This is a genomic window from Bacteroides sp. 2201st1_D9_2201SCRN_220225, from assembly GCF_040928965.1.
Classification (GTDB): domain Bacteria; phylum Bacteroidota; class Bacteroidia; order Bacteroidales; family Bacteroidaceae; genus Bacteroides; species Bacteroides stercoris.
Genome location: NZ_JBCODG010000067.1, coordinates 1 through 20,876, shown reverse-complemented (window position 1 = coordinate 20,876; position 20,876 = coordinate 1). Strand labels below are relative to the sequence as shown.

Below are 20,876 nucleotides of genomic sequence, written 5' to 3'. Positions count from 1 at the left end.
TAGTTTTGAATTTAGAATCAACTTGTCAGCCCATTAGCAACTGGGTCAGTATGAGATCGGCAAACAGAATCAGTACACTGCTGCATACCACTGAATCCGTAGATGCTTTACCTACTTCGATAGACCCTCCTTCGACCGAATAACCGAAGAATGCCGATACGCTGGCAATGATAAAGGCAAAAAACAGAGACTTGATGATGCCGCACCAGATAAACCATTCTACAAACATGTATTGCAGACCGTATTCCAAATCTACGGCCGACATGATACCGCCGAACCAGCATGTACAAAAAGCACCGATGATGCCGGCGAATATACTGAACGTTACCATAAGAGGAATAGTTGACACCATTGCCGCTATCTTAGGTAATATCAGGTAATTGGCAGAATTGACACCCATAATCTCAAGAGCGTCTATTTGCTGGGTAACCCGCATCGTTCCAAGTTCGGAAGCGATGTTCGAGCCTACTTTGCCTGCCAATATCAGACACATGATGGAGGACGAGAACTCCAGCAACATAATTTCGCGGGTGACATATCCCACCGTCCAGCGTGGCATGAAAGGGCTTTCTATGTTCAGCTTGATTTGTATGGTAATAACGGCTCCGATAAAAAATGATATTAGCAATACGATGCCGATGGAGTTTACGCCCAGTTGTTCTATCTCATTGATGTATTGGCGGAAGAACATACGCATGCGTTCCGGACGGGCAAAAACACGACCCATTAATATGATGTATCTTCCTACTGTTCTAAGTGCTTTAATCATGACTCGTAAGTATTTGTCTGCAAATGTACACTATTTCAGCTTATTTTTGCTACATTTGCGCCAGTTTCACCACAGATTACGCCGAATGGCACAGTATTTTTGCTGAAACCAGGATGAAGACGATTGTAATCTGGGGAAGAAACGGCAGTATTGAGGACTGATAGTAATCTGTATATATAATTGTGGTGACATAGCGTTATGGAAGAAGAAAGCAAAATGGTGCTCCGGACAGAGGATTTGGTGAAGAAGTACGGAAAGCGTACGGTAGTCAGCCATGTCTCTATCAACGTAAAGCAGGGAGAAATTGTGGGATTGCTGGGACCGAACGGTGCCGGTAAGACTACTTCGTTCTATATGACCGTAGGATTGATAACTCCCAATGAAGGACGCATCTTTTTGGATGATTTGGATATAACAAAATACCCTGTATACAAACGGGCGCAGACTGGTATCGGTTATTTGGCGCAGGAAGCATCGGTGTTTCGCCAGATGAGTGTGGAAGATAATATTGCGGCTGTGTTGGAAATGACGGACAAGCCTTTGGACTATCAGAAAGATAAGCTGGAAAGTCTGATTGCAGAGTTCCGTTTGCAAAAGGTCCGTAAGAATAAAGGCAACCAGTTGTCCGGTGGCGAGCGCCGTCGTACGGAGATTGCCCGTTGCTTGGCCATCGACCCGAAGTTCATTATGCTGGACGAGCCGTTTGCCGGAGTAGACCCTATTGCGGTGGAAGATATTCAGCAGATTGTCTGGAAGTTGAAAGACCGGAATATCGGTATTCTGATAACCGACCACAATGTGCAGGAAACCTTGAGCATCACCGACCGTGCTTATCTGCTGTTTGAAGGAAAAATTCTGTTTCAAGGTACGCCCGAAGAGCTTGCCGAGAATAAGATTGTACGCGAAAAGTATTTGAGTAACAGTTTTGTGCTTCGTCGCAAGGACTTTATGGTGTAGAGCCGGTTTTTGCAGCAGCATATAACAATAAGCCTATAACAATAAAAAAGACCGTCCAAGACGGTCTTTCTTATTTTCTCCTTTAATCTATATGATTAGTATTTCGGAGGTCTTGCTTCTTTTACCACCATCTGACGACCGAAGAATTCGGCGCCGTCCAGTTCGGAGATAGCTTTGGCGGCAGCTGCGCTGTCTTCCATTTCTACGAATGCAATGCCTCTGAAACGTCCGGTTGCGCGGTCCATGATAAATTTAACAGAAGATACTGTGCCGTAGTCCTCCATAACCTTTTGCAGGTCATCTTCCTTAACTCGGTAGTTAAGGTTTCCAACATAAATGTTCATAACGAAAAATGTAAATAATATAAAAATGAATAAAACTCTCTTAGAAAGACAGCCGAATAATAAAAGGATTGCAACGACAGAGAGTTTACAAAAACGTTTTTTCAACGGAAGTAAAAACCATGTAATGGAAATCGAGAAACTAATATGCCATCATTCTGCGACAAAGGAACACATTAATTTCGGATATACAATACTTTTTCTCAATTATTTTTATTTCTCTTGCCATAAGGCGGAAAGAATGCCCCGCTCATCTATATATTTCTTTGATTTTAATGGATTTGTTGTATTTGCCTGCCGGCAATATGTTTTCCTGATACGGGCTTATTCCCTTGTTCAGGGGTGTTCGCTGATTTATGACATGTGTACCAAATAATTTCTTCCTTTGGTACACGTTGTACCTTACTAAGGTACGGCGGCTACCACTCTTTGGTACGACGGCTACCACCCTTTGGTACGACAGCTACCACAGTGTGGTATTCCTGCTATCAAGCGGTGGTATTGGGAAGATTGCCCGGAGGTACTGCATTAAAGAAACGGGATGGAAAAGTTTTGGCGGTAGGGGAGGCAAAGGAAATAATTGCTTGTGTTTTTTGATAATTAAAAGATTAACGTTAATTTTGCACGCTCAAATTGGAGAATGAAATAAAGTATAAATCAAATAAATAATTGTCAGAATGAACGTTTCATTGCAAAACATTGACAAAGTAAGCGCACTGCTTACTGTAAAGCTTGAGAAAGCAGACTATCAGGAAAAGGTAGACAAATCATTGAAGAACTTCCGTCAGAAAGCTCAAATCCCCGGTTTCCGTAAAGGCATGGTTCCGATGAGCCTGGTGAAGAAAATGTATGGTAAGTCGGTATTGGCTGAAGAGGTTAATAAGCTTCTTTCTGATTCCGTATATAAGTATATCCAAGATAATAAGGTGAATATTTTGGGCGAGCCTCTGCCTAATGAAGACAAGCAGAAAGCTATCGACTTCGATACAATGGAAGAATTTGAATTCCTGTTCGACATTGCTTTGGCTCCGGAATTCAAAGCTGAGGTTGCTGCAGACGATAAAGTAGATTACTATACGATCGATGTAACCGAAGAAATGGTTGACAACCAGGTGAAGGCTTATACGCAGCGTAACGGTAAGTACGAAAAGGTAGACGCCTATGCCGACAACGATATGTTGAAGGGTCTGCTCGCCGAACTGGATGCAGAAGGCAACACCAAAGAAGGTGGCGTTCAGGTGGAAGGTGCCGTTATGATGCCGGCATATATGAAGAACGACGACCAGAAAGCCATCTTTGCCAATGCAAAGGTAAACGATGTACTCGTATTCAATCCTTATACAGCATGGGATGGCAATGCAGCCGAACTCTCTTCGCTGCTGAAGGTAGACAAAGAAGCTGCTGCCGAAATGAAATCCAACTTCAGCTTCCAGGTAGAGGAAATTACCCGTTTCGTGGCAGGTGAGCTGAACCAGGAGATTTTCGATCAGGTATTTGGCGAAGGCGTTGTCAAGACCGAAGAAGAATTCCGTGCCAAAGTGAAAGAGGTTATCGCCAACCAGTTTGTAGCTGACAGCGATTATAAATTCCTGTTGGATGTTCGTAAGATGCTGATGGAAAAAGTCGGTAAATTGGAATTCCCGGATGCGTTGCTCAAGCGTATCATGCGTTTGAACAACCAGGACAAGGACGAAAAATTCGTAGAAGACAATTACGACAAGAGTATCGAAGAACTGACTTGGCATCTGATTAAAGAGCAACTGGTGAAAGCCAACGATATTAAAGTTGAACAGGATGACATCCTTAATATGGCAAAGGAAACTACCCGTGCACAGTTTGCACAGTACGGTATGCTGAGCGTGCCCGAAGAAATCCTCGACAACTATGCAAAAGAAATGCTGAAGAAGAAAGAAAGCATCGAAGGTCTGGTGAACCGTGTTGTTGAAACGAAACTGGCTTCAGCCTTGAAAACGCAGGTAACGTTGGAGAACAAGAACATCTCGGCTGCGGATTTCAACAAGATGTTTGAATAAGATTTTGGCGGGAAGCCGCTGATTTTTATAAAGAAACACAGAGTTTGACAAACTATAACTCTGTGTTTTTTTGTGTCTCTGTGTTCTTTTTCGTTTCTTTGCATTCACATTAAAAAATTAAAAAGAGAAAGACAATGGATGATTTTAGAAAATACGCTACCAAGCATTTGGGAATGAACAGCTTGGTGCTGGATGATGTGATTAAATCACAAGCCGGGTATTTAAATCCCTATATCCTGGAAGAGCGTCAGTTGAATGTAACTCAATTGGACGTATTCTCCCGCCTGATGATGGACCGCATCATTTTCCTCGGTACGCAGATAGACGACTATACCGCCAATACCCTGCAGGCTCAATTGCTGTATCTGGATTCTGTAGACCCGGGCAAGGACATCTCTATCTATATCAACTCGCCGGGCGGTTCGGTATATGCCGGACTGGGCATTTACGACACCATGCAGTTCATTAGCAGCGATGTAGCCACCATCTGCACCGGTATGGCTGCCAGTATGGCGGCAGTATTGCTGGTGGCCGGAGCAGAAGGCAAGCGTTCTGCACTGACGCACTCGCGCGTAATGATTCACCAGCCGATGGGCGGCGCACAAGGACAAGCCTCGGACATTGAAATCACGGCACGTGAAATCCAAAAATTGAAGAAAGAACTTTATACTATCATAGCCGACCATTCGCATACATCTTTTGATAAGGTGTGGGCCGACTCCGACCGCGACTATTGGATGACGGCGCAGGAAGCCAAAGAGTATGGTATGATAGACCAAGTCTATACAAAGAAATAAATATGGCAGACTCTAAACGAAACAAGAACAGATGCAGTTTCTGCGGACGCTCGGAAGATGAGGTCGGCTTCCTTATAACGGGGATGAACGGCTACATCTGCGATAGTTGTGCTGTCCAGGCCTATGAGATTACTCAAGAGGCTTTGGATGCCAAAAAAGGTGATGGCGCTACGAAACTGAATCTGAAAGAACTTCCTAAACCTGTAGAGATTAAGAATTTTCTCGATCAGTATGTTATCGGGCAGGATGATGCGAAACGTTTCCTGTCGGTATCTGTGTACAATCATTATAAGCGCCTGCTGCAGAAAGCGGGGGATGATGATGTGGAGATTGAAAAGTCCAATATCATCATGGTGGGCAGTACCGGAACCGGTAAGACTTTGCTTGCCCGTACCATTGCCAAATTGTTGCATGTACCTTTTACTATCGTGGATGCAACCGTGCTGACGGAAGCCGGTTACGTAGGCGAGGACATTGAAAGTATCCTTACCCGTCTGTTGCAGGTGGCGGACTATAACGTGGCGCAAGCGGAGCAAGGCATTGTGTTTATAGATGAAATAGACAAGATAGCCCGTAAAAGCGACAATCCTTCCATTACCCGTGATGTAAGCGGCGAGGGCGTACAACAGGGATTGTTGAAGCTGCTGGAAGGCTCGGTCGTGAATGTTCCGCCTCAGGGAGGACGTAAGCATCCCGACCAGAAGATGATTCCGGTGAACACCAAGAATATATTGTTTATTTGCGGCGGTGCATTCGACGGCATCGAGAAGAAAATAGCGCAACGCCTCAATACCAATGTCGTGGGTTATGGGGCGGTGCGCAATACGGCGGCCATCGACAAGAATAATATGATGCAGTACATTGCTCCGCAGGATTTGAAATCGTTCGGCCTGATTCCCGAAATCATCGGTCGTCTGCCGGTATTGACCTATTTGAATCCTTTGGACCGTACGGCATTGCGTGCCATTCTGACGGAACCGAAAAATTCCATAATCAAGCAATACGTCAAGTTGTTTGAAATGGATGGTGTGAAGCTGACTTTTGAAGATGCGGTGTTTGAGTATATTGTAGACAAAGCTATTGAATACAAGCTGGGAGCTCGCGGTTTGCGTTCCATCGTAGAAACCATTATGATGGATGCGATGTTTGAAATCCCTTCCGAACACAAAGATGGTTTTACAGTAACTTTGGACTATGCCCGTGCCCAGTTGGAAAAAGCGAATATGGCAAGACTTCAAAATGCTTAAAATCAAAAGGTAATACAAATAAAGCAGACTTTTTTGTGTTTTATTGAAAAATATTCGGCGGATTATGCTTGAAATTTAAGAAGTTGTTTATAACTTTGTTAGAGTTCTTGAAAATAAGAAACGTCATGTAGCGGCGTTATTAATAGCTTAACTCAATAAACAACCTAATGAATCATGGCAGGGAAGAAGATTAATTTGACAGACCAGCTGAAGAACTACTTCGGGTTCGACACTTTTAAAGGAAATCAGGAAGCAATCATACAGAATCTGTTGGCGGGTAACGATACTTTCGTGTTGATGCCCACCGGCGGTGGAAAGTCTTTGTGCTATCAGTTACCCTCTTTGTTGATGGACGGCACGGCCATTGTGATTTCTCCTCTGATTGCCCTGATGAAGAATCAGGTCGATGCGATGCGTAATTTCAGCGAGGAGGATGGAATAGCTCATTTCATCAATTCTTCCCTTAACAAGAGTGCGATAGACCAGGTGAAGTCCGATATCCTTGCCGGGCGGACGAAACTGCTGTATGTAGCTCCGGAGTCTTTGACAAAAGAAGAGAACGTGGAGTTCCTGAAAACGGTTAAGATTTCTTTCTATGCCGTAGATGAGGCCCATTGTATTTCTGAATGGGGACATGACTTCCGACCGGAATATCGCCGTATCCGTCCTATTATCAATGAAATCGGGAAAGCTCCGCTCATTGCATTGACTGCAACCGCCACACCAAAGGTGCAGCACGATATCCAAAAGAATCTGGGTATGGTGGAAGCGCAGGTGTTCAAGTCGTCTTTCAATCGTCCGAACCTTTATTATGAGGTACGTCCCAAGACTGCAAACGTAGATAAGGATATTATCAAGTTCATCAAGAACAATCCGGAAAAGTCGGGTATCATCTATTGCCTGAGCCGGAAGAAAGTAGAGGAACTTGCCGAGATACTTCAGGCAAACGGGATTAATGCCCGTGCCTATCATGCTGGAATGGATTCGGCCACACGAACACAGAATCAGGATGATTTCCTTATGGAAAAAATCGATGTGATCGTGGCCACGATTGCTTTCGGTATGGGTATTGACAAACCGGATGTGCGTTATGTGATTCACTATGATATTCCGAAAAGCCTGGAGGGGTATTATCAGGAAACCGGACGTGCCGGAAGAGATGGAGGCGAAGGACAGTGTATTACTTTTTATACCAATAAAGACCTGCAGAAACTGGAAAAGTTTATGCAAGGCAAGCCTGTTGCAGAGCAGGAAATAGGCAAGCAGCTTCTGCTGGAAACCGCTGCGTATGCCGAATCGTCCGTTTGCCGCCGAAAAACGTTGCTACACTATTTCGGTGAGGAATATACGGAAGAAAATTGTGGAAATTGTGACAACTGTTTAAATCCGAAAAAACAAGTGGAAGCTCAGGAATTATTGTGCACCGTAATAGAAACTGTTCTTGCGGTAAAAGAAAATTTTAAAGCAGACTATATTATAGATATTATACAGGGAAAAGAAACTTCGGAAGTGCAGGCGCATCTGCATGAAGATTTGGAAGTGTTCGGTTCCGGTATGGGAGAAGAAGACAAAACTTGGAATGCTGTTATCCGCCAGGCATTGATTGCCGGTTATTTGACCAAAGAAGTCGAAAACTACGGCTTGTTGAAAGTAACGGATGCAGGTAAGAAATTCTTGAAGCATCCTAAATCCTTTAAGATTACGGAAGATAATGATTTCGAGGAAGTGGAGGAAGAAGCACCGGCACGCGGCGGTGGCGCCTGTGCGGTAGACCCGGCTCTCTATTCCATGTTGAAAGACTTGCGTAAGAAGCTCTCCAAGAAGTTGGAAGTACCGCCTTATGTTATATTCCAGGACCCTTCTTTGGAAGCAATGGCAACTATTTATCCGATAACTTTGGATGAGTTGCAGAATATTCCGGGGGTAGGAGCCGGCAAGGCGAAGCGTTATGGTGAAGAGTTTTGTAAGCTGATTAAACGCCATTGTGAGGAGAACGAGATAGAACGTCCGGAAGATTTGCGTGTACGTACCGTGGCCAACAAGTCTAAGATGAAGGTCGCTATCATTCAGGCTATTGATCGCAAGGTGGCTTTGGACGATATCGCCATGTCAAAAGGTATTGAGTTTGAGGAGTTGCTGGATGAGATAGAAGCTATTGTCTACTCCGGTACGAAACTGAATATCGACTACTTCCTGGAAGATATTATGGACGAAGACCATCTGTTGGATATATACGACTATTTCAAAGAATCTACTACGGATAATATCGATGATGCTTTGGATGAGCTGGGGGATGATTTTACAGAAGAAGAAGTACGTTTGGTACGTATTAAGTTCATCTCCGAAATGGCAAATTAATCCTCGGGCTGCGATAAAAAAAGAAAAAAATATTGCGTGTAAATATACGGAATGGAATAAAAACCGTATATTTGCACGCAATAAATTTTAAACGCATAGCCCTATGTCATTTATTGCTGATAAGATTGTAATGGACGGATTGACTTACGATGACGTTCTGTTAATCCCTGCTTACTCTGAGGTACTTCCTAAAACAGTCGAACTCTCGACTAAGTTTTCACGTAACATTGAGTTGAAAATTCCGTTTGTAACAGCCGCTATGGACACTGTTACCGAAGCGAAAATGGCTATTGCCATTGCCCGTGAAGGCGGTATTGGCGTGATTCATAAGAATATGTCTATTGAGGAGCAAGCCCGTCAGGTTGCTATTGTAAAACGTGCCGAAAACGGTATGATTTACGATCCGGTAACAATCAAGAGAGGTTCTTCGGTAGCTGATGCATTGGGCTTGATGTCCGAGTATAAGATTGGCGGTATTCCGGTAGTGGACGATGAAGGACATTTAGTGGGAATCGTAACCAACCGTGACCTCCGTTTCGAGAAAGACCATAACAAGCGTATCGATGAGGTGATGACGAAAGACAACATCGTTACCACCAACCAGACAACCGATTTGGAAGCTGCTGCTCAAATCTTGCAGGAGCACAAAATCGAGAAGTTGCCGGTGGTCGATAAAGACAATAAACTGGTAGGTTTGATTACCTATAAAGACATCACCAAGGCTAAAGACAAACCTATGGCTTGCAAGGATAGCAAAGGCCGTCTTCGTGTGGCTGCCGGTGTGGGTGTGACAGCCGATACATTGGAGCGTATGCAGGCATTGGTCGATGCCGGAGCAGATGCTATTGTAATTGATACGGCGCACGGGCATTCCATGTATGTAATAGAAAAATTGAAAGAAGCTAAGAAGCGTTTTCCGAATATTGATATAGTAGTAGGCAACATCGCTACCGGAGAGGCTGCCAAGGCATTGGTTGAGGCCGGTGCGGACGGAGTAAAGGTTGGTATCGGTCCGGGCTCCATTTGTACCACTCGTGTCGTTGCAGGTGTAGGTGTTCCTCAGTTGTCTGCCGTGTACGATGTGGCAAAGGCACTGAAAGGCACAGGTATTCCTTTGATTGCCGATGGCGGTTTGCGTTATTCCGGTGATGTCGTGAAGGCTTTGGCTGCCGGCGGTTACTCTGTTATGATTGGTTCATTGGTTGCCGGAACAGAAGAATCTCCGGGTGAAACGATTATTTTCAACGGACGTAAATTCAAGTCTTATCGCGGCATGGGTTCTTTGGAAGCCATGGAGCATGGTTCTAAAGACCGTTACTTCCAGAGCGGAACGAGCGATGTGAAGAAGCTCGTGCCGGAAGGCATTGCAGCCCGTGTTCCTTATAAGGGAACTTTGTATGAAGTGATTTATCAGCTGACCGGCGGTTTGCGTGCAGGTATGGGATATTGCGGCGCTGCCAATATAGAGAAGCTGCATGATGCCAAATTCACCCGCATCACCAATGCCGGTGTGTTGGAAAGCCATCCGCATGATGTTGCGATAACCAGCGAGGCTCCGAATTATAGCCGTCCCGAATAAGGATATTCATCCATAAAGATATATGCCCGGAGAGTAAATTATACTTTTCGGGCATTATTTGTTTATGATATTGTATCTTTGTGAACTTGCTTGTTTATTGGTTTTGCCTATTTTAGACAGATGGTTATGATAAGGACTTGTTTGGTGATGATTTTTTCCGGAGTGAGCTGGTTTGCTTTTTCCCAGCAGGACCCGGTGCTGATGCGTGTCAATGGAAAGGATGTGCTGCGTTCTGAGTTTGAGTATTATTATAACAAGGATGCGGCATCGTTTGCTTCCGGGTATGTTGCACCGGAAAAGTATGCGGAGCGGTTTGCAGACTTCAAACTGAAAGTATCTGCTGCCGAGACAGCCGGTTTGGATACGGCTCTTTCGTTTCGTGAGAAGGTTGAAAATTACCGCAACCGGTTGATAAAATCGTATCTGACAGATACGGCTGTCATTGAAAATGAAGCCCGCCGGTTGTATGATAAAATGAAAGCCGGTCATCATGCGGGACGCGTCCGTGTGAGTCATATTTTTAAGTATCTTCCTCAAAATGTATCCGGTCATGCATTGCGTAAAGCAGTTGCCGGCATGGACTCCATTTACGAATATCTCCGGAGGAATCAGACACCCGAGGCTTTTGATGCCTGCGTAAAACGTTTTTCTGATGAGAAACAGCCATTTTGGGTGAGTTGGCTGCAAATGCCGGTAGAGTTTGAGAATGTAGCTTTTGAGTTATCGGCAGGCGAAGTGTCCCAACCTTTTTTTACGCCGCAAGGCATTCATATTGTGAAAGTTATTGAGCGAATGGAAATGCCGTCTTTTGACGATGTGAAGAATGGAATGGAGGTTTGTCGGGCTTATCGCCACGGGACTGATTGGGGAGTTGAAGCACAGGTGGAGAAGCTGAAGAAAGAATATGGGTATGCTCCCGACAAAACGGGTATGGACGAACTGATACGTACAGGACAAACAAAACGTACGCTGTTTACATTGGCAGGAAAGAGCTATACGGGAAATGACTTTATCTGTTTTGCAGTAGCATATCCGGCTGGTATACGCAGGCAGCTGGATGCTTTTGTAATGAAAACTGTACTTGATTATGAAAATGTATGTTTGGAACGGAAATATCCGGAATTACGTTATCAGGTGGAGGAGTATAGGAACCGCTTGTTGCTGGATAAAATCACCGGACAGGAAATCCAGAAACGAATCGAGTCAGATGAGGCCGGTCTGCAAACTTATTTTGAAAAACATCGTTCCGACTATCAGTGGAGGGAACAGCGGTATAAAGGTATTGTTCTGCACGGAGTAAGCAAACGTATTGTCAAACAAGCCCGTAAATTTTTGAAGAGTCTGCCGGAAGAAGAATGGAAAGATGCGATTCGGTTGACTTTCAATGCCGGTGCACAGCCTCAGATACAGGCGGAGCAGGGAACATTCGCTTCCGGTGACAATGTATATGTCGATGATTTGGTGTTTAAGGGCAAGGACGCAGCGCCTATGGTGTCATTCCCTTTTACTGCCGTGCTGGGTAAGAAGGTGAAAGCGCCGGATGACTATCGGGAAGTAAAAGACAGGGTGGTTACTGATTATCGGAATTGTCTGGAGAAGCAGTGGATAACCCGTTTGCGCACCTCGGCTAAGGTTGAAATTAACCAAGAGGTTTTAAAAACCGTTAATAATCACTGATGCAACCGATTAAAGCCGTATCTTCGTACCTTAAAATGTAGTAAATATCAGCTGGTAATGCGAACAACCTGTTTGGGACTTTTAATCCTTCTTTTCTGTAGCTCGTGCAAGGAACAGCACGATCATGGAGGGCGAACACCGTTAGTGGAATTGGATGGTAACTTCCTTTACCATGAAGACCTGCAGGCGGTGCTTCCCGCAGGATTGTCGAAAGATGACAGCCTGTTGTTTGCGGAGCATTACATCCGTAACTGGGCAGAAGATGTGCTGTTGTATGAGAAGGCGCAAAGTAATATTCCCAACAGCGGAGAGATTGACAAACTGGTGGAGAATTACCGGAAGGCGTTGATTATGCATGCATACCAGCAGGCGCTGATAAACCAAACTCTTTCTGAAGAAATTTCGGAAACGGAACTGGCTGATTATTATGAGAAGCATCAAGAGCTTTTTAAGGTGGAGAGTCCTTTGATAAAGGGATTGTTTATCAAAGTTCCCCTCACAGCCCCTCAACTGAGCAGTGTTCGCCGTTGGTACAGGACCGAAAACCGCGAGGCCGTAGAGCATCTGGAAAAATACAGTCTGCAGAATGCCGTGAAGTACGAGTATTTTTATGACAAGTGGGTTCCGATAACCGAAGTGATGGACTTGATGCCGCTGAAAGTGCCCGATGCCGGAGAATATCTGAATAAGAACCGCCACGTGGAACTGAAAGATACGGCTTTTCATTATTTTCTGAATGTGAGCGATTATCGTGCTGTGGGAGAACAGGAACCGTATGAGTTTGCCCGTAGTCAGGTGAAGGATATGATGCTGAACATGAAGCAGGTGAATTTTATGAAGCAGGTGAAAGAAGATTTGTATCAGCGTGCGGAGAAAAAAGATAAAATTAAGTATTATTAGTATAAGATACCAAGAATGAAGATGTGTATGAACTTTAAGTTTGTAGTTTTATTTGCCTTGACGCTGTTAGCCGGTTCTACCGTTTATGGACAAGACAATGTGATTGACGAGGTCGTGTGGGTAGTGGGCGACGAGGCTATATTAAAGTCCGAAGTGGAAGAAGCTCGTATGAGCGCTTTGTACGAAGGACGTAAGTTCGACCGGGACCCCTATTGTGTGATACCGGAAGAGATAGCCGTACAAAAGCTGTTCTTGCATCAGGCGGCACTTGACAGTATTGAAGTTTCCGAATCCGAAGTCATCCAGCGTGTGGATTATATGACAAATATGTATATCAGCAATATCGGTTCACGTGAAAAGATGGAAGAATACTTCAATAAAACTTCCAGCCAGATTCGTGAAACATTGCGGGAAAATGCCCGTGAAGGGTTGAAAGTACAGAAGATGCAGCAGAAACTGGTTGGTGAAATCAAAGTTACGCCGGCCGAGGTGCGTCGTTATTTCAAAGATCTGCCGCAAGATAGTATTCCCTATATACCGACACAGGTGGAGGTGCAGATAATTACCCAGCAGCCGAAAGTACCTTTGGAAGAAATAGAAAACGTAAAGAAACGCTTGCGCGATTTTACCGACCGTATAACAAAGGGTGAGACCAGTTTCTCTACGTTGGCTCGTATGTATTCGGAAGACCGTGGTTCTGCCATTCGCGGTGGCGAAATCGAGTTTTCCGGACGTGGTATGCTGGATCCGGCATATGCCAATGTTGCTTTCAACTTGCAAGACCCCAATAAGGTCTCTAAAATAGTGGAGTCCGAATATGGTTTTCATATCATTCAGCTGATAGAGAAGCGTGGAGACCGTATTAAAACCCGTCATATATTGCTGAAACCGCATATTCCGGAAGAATCTTTGACAGCAGGTATGGCTCGTCTGGACTCTATAGCCGATGATATTCGTAACGGGAAGTTCTCTTTTGAGGAAGCGGCATCGGTGCTTTCACAAGACAAGGATACGCGCAATAATCACGGTTTGCTGCCTAACCCCAATACCAATACCTCCAAATTCGAGATGCAGGAGCTGCCGCCTGAAATTGCAAAAGTGGTAGACAAGATGAAAGTTGGCGAGATTTCTGAGGCATTTACCATGATTCCGCAGAAAACCGGAAAAGAAGAATGTGTCATCGTGAAGTTGAAGAGCCGTACCAATGGACATAAGGCTACCGTTGCCGATGACTACCAGAACCTGAAAGAGATTGTTCTGGAGAAACGTCGGGATGAAATGCTGGACAAGTGGATTCGTGAAAAGCAGAAACACACTTACGTTCGCATCAACGAAAATTGGAGAAACTGTACATTCAAGTATCCGGGATGGATAAAAGACTGATATTTGGTTTGGTATGTTTGTTCGGCGTTTGTTTGTTGAGCGCGCAGGACAGGAAAAGTGAGCCTGACAAGAAAAAGAAACGTGTGGATTTGCTTTATGCCGATGAGGCGCAGGCGGATCAGCAGTTGCGCCCTGATGTGCAGGTGCTGATTGGCTCGGTCAGGATGAAGCACGATAGTATGTACATGTTTTGTGACAGTGCTCTGATTTACGAGAAAATTAACTCTGTGGAAGCATTCGGTAATGTTCGTATGGAGCAGGGAGACACTTTGTTCATATACGGTGATTATTTGTATTATGACGGTATGTCCCAGCTTGCCATGCTGCGTGAGAATGTCCGTATGATTAACCGCAATACGGAACTTACTACGGATAGCTTGAACTATGACCGTCTGTATAATTTAGGATATTACTTTGACGGCGGTACGCTGACCGATGAAGAAAATGTCCTGACTTCCGAATGGGGAGAATACAGCCCGGCAACCAAACTGGCAGTGTTCAACCATGAAGTAAAATTGGTAAATCCGAAGTTTGTCCTGACTTCCGATACGTTAAAGTACAGTACGGAGTCCAAAATCGCTACGATTCTGGGACCTTCCGATATAGTCAGTGATAAGAACCATATCTATTCGGAGCGTGGAGAATACAATACCGTATCCGAGCAAGCAGAGCTGTTAGACCGTTCCATTTTGACTAATGAAGGCAGGAAACTTACCGGAGACAGTCTTTTTTATGACCGCAAGCTGGGTTATGGTGAAGCTTTCGATAACGTACAGATGAATGATACGGTGAATAAGAATATGCTTACCGGCAATTACTGTTTTTATAATGAGCTAACCGGTAATGCCATTGCTACCCAACGTGCCGTTGCTATAGACTATTCTCAGGGTGACAGTCTTTTTATGCATGGTGATACACTGCGTTTGGTAACTTACCATATGAATACAGACTCTGCCTATCGTGAAATGCGTGTTTATCACAAGGTGCGTGCTTACCGCACAGATGTGCAGGCAGTGTGCGATTCTTTGGTTTATAATTCCAAGGATTCCTGTTTGACGATGTATACCGACCCTGTTTTGTGGCACGGTGCGCAGCAGTTGCTCGGTGAGGAGGTAAAGGTCTACATGAACGACAGCACCATCGACTGGGCGCACATCATTAATCAGGCGCTGGCTGTGGAACAGAAAGATTCTATCCATTATAACCAAGTGACAGGCAAGGAGATGAAAGCTTTTTTCCAGGACGGAGATATGCGCCGGGTAGATGTGAACGGTAATGTCCTGATTGTGTTCTATCCGGAAGAGAAAGACAGTACAATGATTGGCATGAACTATGCCGAAGGCAGTTTCCTGCGTATTTATCTCAAAGACCGTAAAATGGAAGAAGCTGCATTGATAGGCAAGTCCAACGGCATATTGTATCCTATGGACCAAATACCGGCCGACAAGATGAAACTTCCTTCATTTGTGTGGTTTGATTATATTCGTCCCTTGAACAAGGATGACATCTTTGAGTGGCGGGGTAAAAAAGCGGGTGAAACATTGCAGAAAAGTGACCGGAAACCTTTAACTTCGCCAAGAGATATGCATATAAAACGAACTAAAAAATAATGCTATGGGAATGTTTGCAATGCGTAAGCCGCGGGGATTTCATCATTCATACATTTATGTAGATGAACGGAAAGAGAAACTGGCCAAAATGGAGGAAGATGCCAAACGCGAGTTAGGCATGTTGCCGGAAAAGGAATTTTCGCCCGAAGATATCCGGGGGAAGTTCATTGAAGGCACTACCCATCTGAAACGTCGTAAGGAAAGCGGACGCAGACCGGTGCATCTGGGGGTGATACTGGTGGTTGTGGCATTGCTGATATATTTGTGGTATGCCATTACCAACGGTATTATCTAATTTTTTCTGTACCCTTTATTTCATACTTTATACTTTATACTTTATACTTATCATGAGCGATATCATTCATTTGCTGCCCGATTCGGTTGCGAACCAGATTGCTGCCGGAGAGGTGATTCAGCGTCCGGCGTCTGTCATCAAGGAATTGGTAGAAAACGCGATTGATGCAGAAGCCACAGAAATACATGTTTTGGTAACGGATGCCGGAAAGACCTGCATCCAGGTTATTGACGATGGAAAAGGAATGTCCGAAACGGATGCGCGTCTGTCCTTTGAGCGTCATGCCACTTCCAAGATACGTGAGGCCTCTGATTTGTTTGCGTTACGTACAATGGGTTTTCGCGGTGAAGCGCTGGCGTCTGTTGCGGCGGTGGCGGAGGTAGAGTTGAAAACCCGTCCGGCCGGTGAAGAACTTGGTACGCGTCTGGTTATTGCCGGTTCCAAAGTAGAGAGCCAGGAGGCCGTTTCTTGTCCTAAGGGAAGTAACTTTTCAGTGAAGAACCTATTCTTCAATATTCCTGCCCGCCGTAAGTTTCTGAAAGCAAATTCAACGGAATTAAGCAATATTCTTGCCGAGTTTGAGCGCATAGCCTTGGTGCATCCGGATGTTGCTTTCTATCTGTATAGTAATGATGCGGAGTTGTTCAATTTGCCTGTCATGCCGTTGCGCCAGCGCATTCTCGCCATATTCGGTAAGAAGTTGAACCAGCAGTTGCTTTCGGTGGATGTAGACACGACGATGATAAAAGTTTCCGGTTTTGTGGCAAAGCCGGAAGCATCCCGTAAGAAAGGTGCGCACCAGTATTTTTTTGTGAACGGCCGTTATATGCGCCATCCATATTTTCATAAGGCAGTTATGGATGCCTATGAGCAACTGATTCCTGCCGGCGAACAGATATCCTATTTCATCTATTTCGAGGTAGACCCTGCGAATATAGATGTAAACATTCATCCTACAAAGACGGAAATCAAGTTTGAGAACGAGCAGGCTATTTGGCAGATACTTTCAGCGGCTGTGAAGGAATCGCTTGGAAAATTCAATGCTGTACCGTCCATAGACTTTGATACAGAGGGCATGCCTGACATTCCGGCATTTGAGCAGAGTCGTCCCATCGAACCGCCTAAGGTGCATTATAATGCGGACTTCAATCCTTTCAAGACTTCCTCTGCCTCTTCTTATAGCAGCGGAGGAAGTTATCCGCGCCAAAGTGTAGAGTGGGAGGGACTGTATTCCGGTTTGGAGAAAGCAAGTAGAATGAATGAGCCTGTCGAGGAAGAACCGCTTGCTTTCGAGGAGGCGGTTTCCGCTGTAACGGAAGCCGTTGAGCCCGCTTCCCAATCTTCTTCTTTGTACTCCGGTGATTCTTCTTCCATGGAGAAGGGGGCACAGCATTTGCAATTCAAAGGACGTTTTATCCTTACTTCCGTAAAATCCGGCCTGATGTTGATAGATCAGCACCGTGCGCATGTCCGTGTGCTGTTCGACCGGTACATGACTCAAATTCGCCAAAGGCAGGGAGTATCTCAGGGGGTGTTATTTCCGGAATTGATTCAATTGCCAGTTTCCGAAGCTGCGGTGTTGGAAAGTCTGTCGGACGATTTGGCGGCAGTCGGTTTCGACCTCAGTCCTTTAGGTGGCGGCAGTTACGCTATCAATGGTATTCCTTCCGGCATCGAGGGGTTGAATCCGGTGGAACTGGTGCGCAATATGGTACATACCGCCATGGAGAAAGGCAGTGACGTCAAGGAAGAAGTCCGGACAATCCTTGCGCTGACACTGGCGCGTGCAGCAGCTATCGTTTACGGACAGGTGCTGAGCAATGATGAGATGTCCAATTTGGTAGACAGCCTTTTTGCCTGTTCCACGCCCAACTATACGCCTGATGGCCGTACGGTGCTTTCCACTATCAGGGAAGAGGATATTGAAAAGTTGTTCCAGAAATGATGATTTGTACATTATTTATCCATAACAATTAAAAAAAATCTTTTTTTCAGAACCTTTTAGTCTTGTCGGCGTTAATTAATCAGTTTGAATGATAAAGAATTTAATTAACCAACTTAACTATTTTAAGGTATATGAAAAAGATTCTAATGTTGCTGGCTTTGGCCGGCGTATCTGCTGCCACTATGGCACAACAAAAACCTGTTGTTGTAGAGCAGGTTGACATTATTCAGGTACAGGATAAGTACCAGGTAATCACAAATCCATTCTGGAGCAACTGGTTTTTCTCTATCGGTGGCGGTGCATCGGTAATGTATGGAGATAACGACCAGCAGTTGGGTGATTTCGGAAAGCGCATTAGTCCCACGATGAATATTTCTGTGGGTAAATGGTTTACTCCGGGACTCGGATTACGTTTGCAGTATAGCGGCCTTCAGGCAAAAGGCTTTACCATGGACCCCTTTGCTGATTATGTAAAGGGTACTCAGCGTGCGAATGGCTCGTACAAGCAACGCTTTGATTACATGAATTTCCACGGTGATGTAATGTTCAACCTGAATGCCTTGTTTGGCGGATACAACGAAGACCGTGTATATGAAATCATTCCTTATTTGGGTGCCGGTCTCACTCATAACTATACGAAGCCTCACCGTCAGGCACTTGCTCTGAATGCCGGTATCATCAACCGCTTTCGCATTTCAAATGCAATAGACATTAATCTGGAACTTAGTGCAATGGGAGCCGAAGATAAATTTGACGGAACAGTTGCCGGTAAGGGGTATGATGGTGTGTTCAGTGCAACGCTTGGTTTGACTTACCACTTCCCGAAACGTGGTTTCAACCGTCCGACCCCACAATTGATTTCTGCTCTTGAACTGTCTGCCATGCAACAGCAGATAGCTGAAATGGCTGCTGCCAACCAACAGTTGGAGTCGGCCCTGACCGCTGCACAGAACAAACCGGTGGAAGTTACTGAAACTGAAGTTGTCGTTACCGATCCGAATATCGCACCACGTACCGTATTCTTCAAGATTGGTTCTGCCGAAGTATCTCCGCGTGAGGTGATGAACATTTCTTATCTGGCCAAACAGATGCAAGAGTTCCCGAACACTACCTATACCGTAAACGGCTATGCCGACTCTGCAACAGGTACTCCTGAATTCAACAAAGAGCTGAGCTTGAAACGTGCACAGGCTGTAGTGGATGTTTTGGTAAAGGATTACGGTATCCCTGCCAACCGCTTGAAAATTTCTGCCGATGGTGGTGTCGACAAGTTCGGACAACCGATTCTGAACCGTGTGGTATTAGTGAAATCTGCTAACTAACAGATAAATAGAAAAGAACAAGGGCTGTATCCGGTGGCGGATACAGCCCTTTCTTTTATGCCTTGCCGCGCGGAGATTATTCCGCGCTGAATTTCTTTACCTGCTCTGCGATAAGTTCCGCATCATCGAAATAGTTAATCTTCATGGCACGACGTACGTCGTCCAATGTCGCTGCGGCTGTTTCGCGTGCCGCTTCACAGCCTTTCTTCAGCATATCGTAGATAGCCGGAATATCTTTTTCGAATTCCTTGCGGCGGTTACGAATCGGCTCCAACGTTTCCTGCATGATATTGTTGAGGAAGCCTTTCACTTTCATATCGCCTAAACCACCACGTTGATAGTGGGCTTTCAGTTCTTCCAGAGAAGGATAGTCGGGCAGGTAACGTTCGAAGTGTTCGGGGCGGCAGAAAGCGTCCAAATAAGTAAATACGGTATTCCCCTCAATCTTGCCCGGGTCTTGTACGCGCAGATGATCGGGGTCGGTGTACATGCTCTTCACTTTCTTCTGAATCTCGTCGGCTGTATCGGAAAGGTAGATACAGTTGCCCAAAGACTTACTCATCTTGGCTTTTCCGTCTGTACCCGGCAGACGCAGACAGGCTGCATTGTCAGGCAGAAGGATTTCCGGTTCTACCAATGTGTCGCCGTAGATAAAGTTGAAGCGGCGTACGATTTCACGGGCTTGTTCAATCATCGGTTCCTGATCTTCGCCAACGGGAACGGTGGTGGCGCGGAACGCCGTAATGTCCGCAGCCTGGCTGATAGGGTAGGTGAAGAACCCCACCGGAATACTTGTTTCAAAGTTGCGCATCTGAATTTCCGTCTTTACCGTCGGGTTACGTTGCAGGCGCGATACGGTGACAAGGTCCATATAATAGAATGTCAGTTCGCACAATTCCGGAATCTGTGACTGGATAAAGATGGTACTCTTCGTAGGATCCAATCCGCAAGCCAGATAGTCGAGAGCTACTTCGATAACGTTCTGACGTACCTTTTCCGGGTTTTCCATGTTATCTGTCAATGCTTGTGCATCGGCTATGAACACGAACGTCTTGTCATACAGTCCGGAGTTCTGCAACTCCACTCTGCGTCTTAATGAGCCTACATAATGTCCGATATGCAGGCGTCCCGTGGGGCGGTCGCCCGTAAGGATGATTTTTTCTTTTGCCATATCTGTATCTTTTGTTTATTTCACTGAAAGTTTATAAGTTATCTGCAAAGATACCGATATTTTCTTCTCTGTCAAAGTGGATTCGGACTTTATCCTCTTTTCCTTAACAAGCGAAGAGATTCTTCGTCATTTTATTCTCTGTATTCTATGAGATAGAGGAGAAAATGTAAAAAACAGCACTAAATTTTGGCATGTGGTTAATTTGGATAACAGATTGATTAATTTGGATAACTAGATACTCAAATATAGATATTAATTTTGTAGCATCAAAAAAACATGGGTAAAGTATATATAGCGAAAATGAATAGAAAAGTCCGGTTTGTTTTGAGTTGATTTCCAATTTTCATCTGTGTTACGTAGACAGGTGAAAAATCAGAAGATCAGCAATGGAAAATTAATTTATTAAATATGTAATTACACTACTGTCCCGTAAAAGTGGATAAATAGTTCTTTGAAATTATTGAAATATAGTCAATTACACGGTTTTTTGAA

16 protein-coding genes are annotated in these 20,876 nt (G+C 44.9%); 13 read left to right on the top strand and 3 right to left on the bottom strand.

The window, feature by feature from the left end; translation table 11 throughout:
- Window positions 1–25: 25 nt before the first annotated feature.
- A complete protein-coding gene (locus AB5903_RS17710) occupies window positions 26–769 on the bottom strand; it encodes an ABC transporter permease (protein ID WP_005658388.1) in 744 nt (247 codons plus the stop codon).
- Between the two features lie 198 nt (window positions 770–967).
- Between AB5903_RS17710 and lptB the strand changes: the two genes are divergently transcribed.
- Entirely contained in the window at window positions 968–1,726 is a 759-nt protein-coding gene (gene lptB / locus AB5903_RS17705) for an LPS export ABC transporter ATP-binding protein (protein ID WP_004288278.1), read from the top strand.
- Between the two features lie 95 nt (window positions 1,727–1,821).
- On the opposite strand, the gene AB5903_RS17700 is transcribed toward lptB, so the two are convergent.
- Window positions 1,822–2,070 (bottom strand): RNA-binding protein, encoded by a 249-nt coding sequence (locus AB5903_RS17700; protein ID WP_004288279.1) that lies wholly within the window; start codon window positions 2,068–2,070, stop codon window positions 1,822–1,824.
- 674 nt (window positions 2,071–2,744) lie between these two features.
- Here AB5903_RS17700 and tig point away from each other — a divergent pair.
- The 12 genes from tig (at window position 2,745) to AB5903_RS17640 (ending at window position 19,213) form a co-directional block, all read left to right on the top strand.
- Entirely contained in the window at window positions 2,745–4,100 is a 1,356-nt protein-coding gene (gene tig / locus AB5903_RS17695; RefSeq protein ID WP_005658380.1) for a trigger factor, read from the top strand.
- 134 nt (window positions 4,101–4,234) lie between these two features.
- On the top strand, window positions 4,235–4,897 hold the full coding sequence (gene clpP / locus AB5903_RS17690; protein ID WP_005658378.1) for an ATP-dependent Clp endopeptidase proteolytic subunit ClpP: 663 nt from the start codon (window positions 4,235–4,237) through the stop codon (window positions 4,895–4,897).
- Window positions 4,898–4,899: 2 nt separating this feature from the next.
- Window positions 4,900–6,144 carry an ATP-dependent Clp protease ATP-binding subunit ClpX gene (clpX, locus tag AB5903_RS17685; protein ID WP_005658375.1) on the top strand — a complete coding sequence of 415 codons (1,245 nt, stop codon included), beginning with the start codon at window positions 4,900–4,902 and terminating at the stop codon, window positions 6,142–6,144.
- A 174-nt stretch (window positions 6,145–6,318) separates the two neighbouring features.
- Window positions 6,319–8,502 carry a DNA helicase RecQ gene (gene recQ / locus AB5903_RS17680; protein WP_005658374.1) on the top strand — a complete coding sequence of 728 codons (2,184 nt, stop codon included), beginning with the start codon at window positions 6,319–6,321 and terminating at the stop codon, window positions 8,500–8,502.
- A gap of 103 nt (window positions 8,503–8,605) precedes the next feature.
- Window positions 8,606–10,081 carry an IMP dehydrogenase gene (gene guaB, locus AB5903_RS17675; protein WP_005658372.1) on the top strand — a complete coding sequence of 492 codons (1,476 nt, stop codon included), beginning with the start codon at window positions 8,606–8,608 and terminating at the stop codon, window positions 10,079–10,081.
- A 120-nt stretch (window positions 10,082–10,201) separates the two neighbouring features.
- Entirely contained in the window at window positions 10,202–11,758 is a 1,557-nt protein-coding gene (locus tag AB5903_RS17670; RefSeq protein ID WP_005658369.1) for a peptidylprolyl isomerase, read from the top strand.
- 57 nt (window positions 11,759–11,815) lie between these two features.
- Complete coding sequence (locus tag AB5903_RS17665; protein WP_368118080.1) at window positions 11,816–12,658, top strand: peptidyl-prolyl cis-trans isomerase; 843 nt, start codon at window positions 11,816–11,818, stop codon at window positions 12,656–12,658.
- 15 nt (window positions 12,659–12,673) lie between these two features.
- On the top strand, window positions 12,674–14,041 hold the full coding sequence (locus tag AB5903_RS17660; RefSeq protein ID WP_005658365.1) for a peptidylprolyl isomerase: 1,368 nt from the start codon (window positions 12,674–12,676) through the stop codon (window positions 14,039–14,041).
- The gene (locus AB5903_RS17655; protein ID WP_118154974.1) at window positions 14,026–15,651 is read left to right on the top strand and encodes an OstA-like protein; all 1,626 of its coding nucleotides are present in this window, start codon (window positions 14,026–14,028) and stop codon (window positions 15,649–15,651) included. Before AB5903_RS17660 ends, AB5903_RS17655 begins: the two co-directional genes overlap by 16 nt.
- A 4-nt stretch (window positions 15,652–15,655) precedes the next feature.
- Entirely contained in the window at window positions 15,656–15,946 is a 291-nt protein-coding gene (locus AB5903_RS17650) for a hypothetical protein (RefSeq protein ID WP_005658361.1), read from the top strand.
- Window positions 15,947–15,998: 52 nt separating this feature from the next.
- A complete protein-coding gene (gene mutL, locus AB5903_RS17645) occupies window positions 15,999–17,891 on the top strand; it encodes a DNA mismatch repair endonuclease MutL (RefSeq protein ID WP_117899605.1) in 1,893 nt (630 codons plus the stop codon).
- 131 nt (window positions 17,892–18,022) lie between these two features.
- Entirely contained in the window at window positions 18,023–19,213 is a 1,191-nt protein-coding gene (locus AB5903_RS17640; protein WP_060385869.1) for an OmpA family protein, read from the top strand.
- Window positions 19,214–19,289: 76 nt separating this feature from the next.
- On the opposite strand, the gene trpS is transcribed toward AB5903_RS17640, so the two are convergent.
- Entirely contained in the window at window positions 19,290–20,384 is a 1,095-nt protein-coding gene (gene trpS / locus AB5903_RS17635) for a tryptophan--tRNA ligase (RefSeq protein ID WP_016661677.1), read from the bottom strand.
- Window positions 20,385–20,876 lie beyond the last annotated feature (492 nt).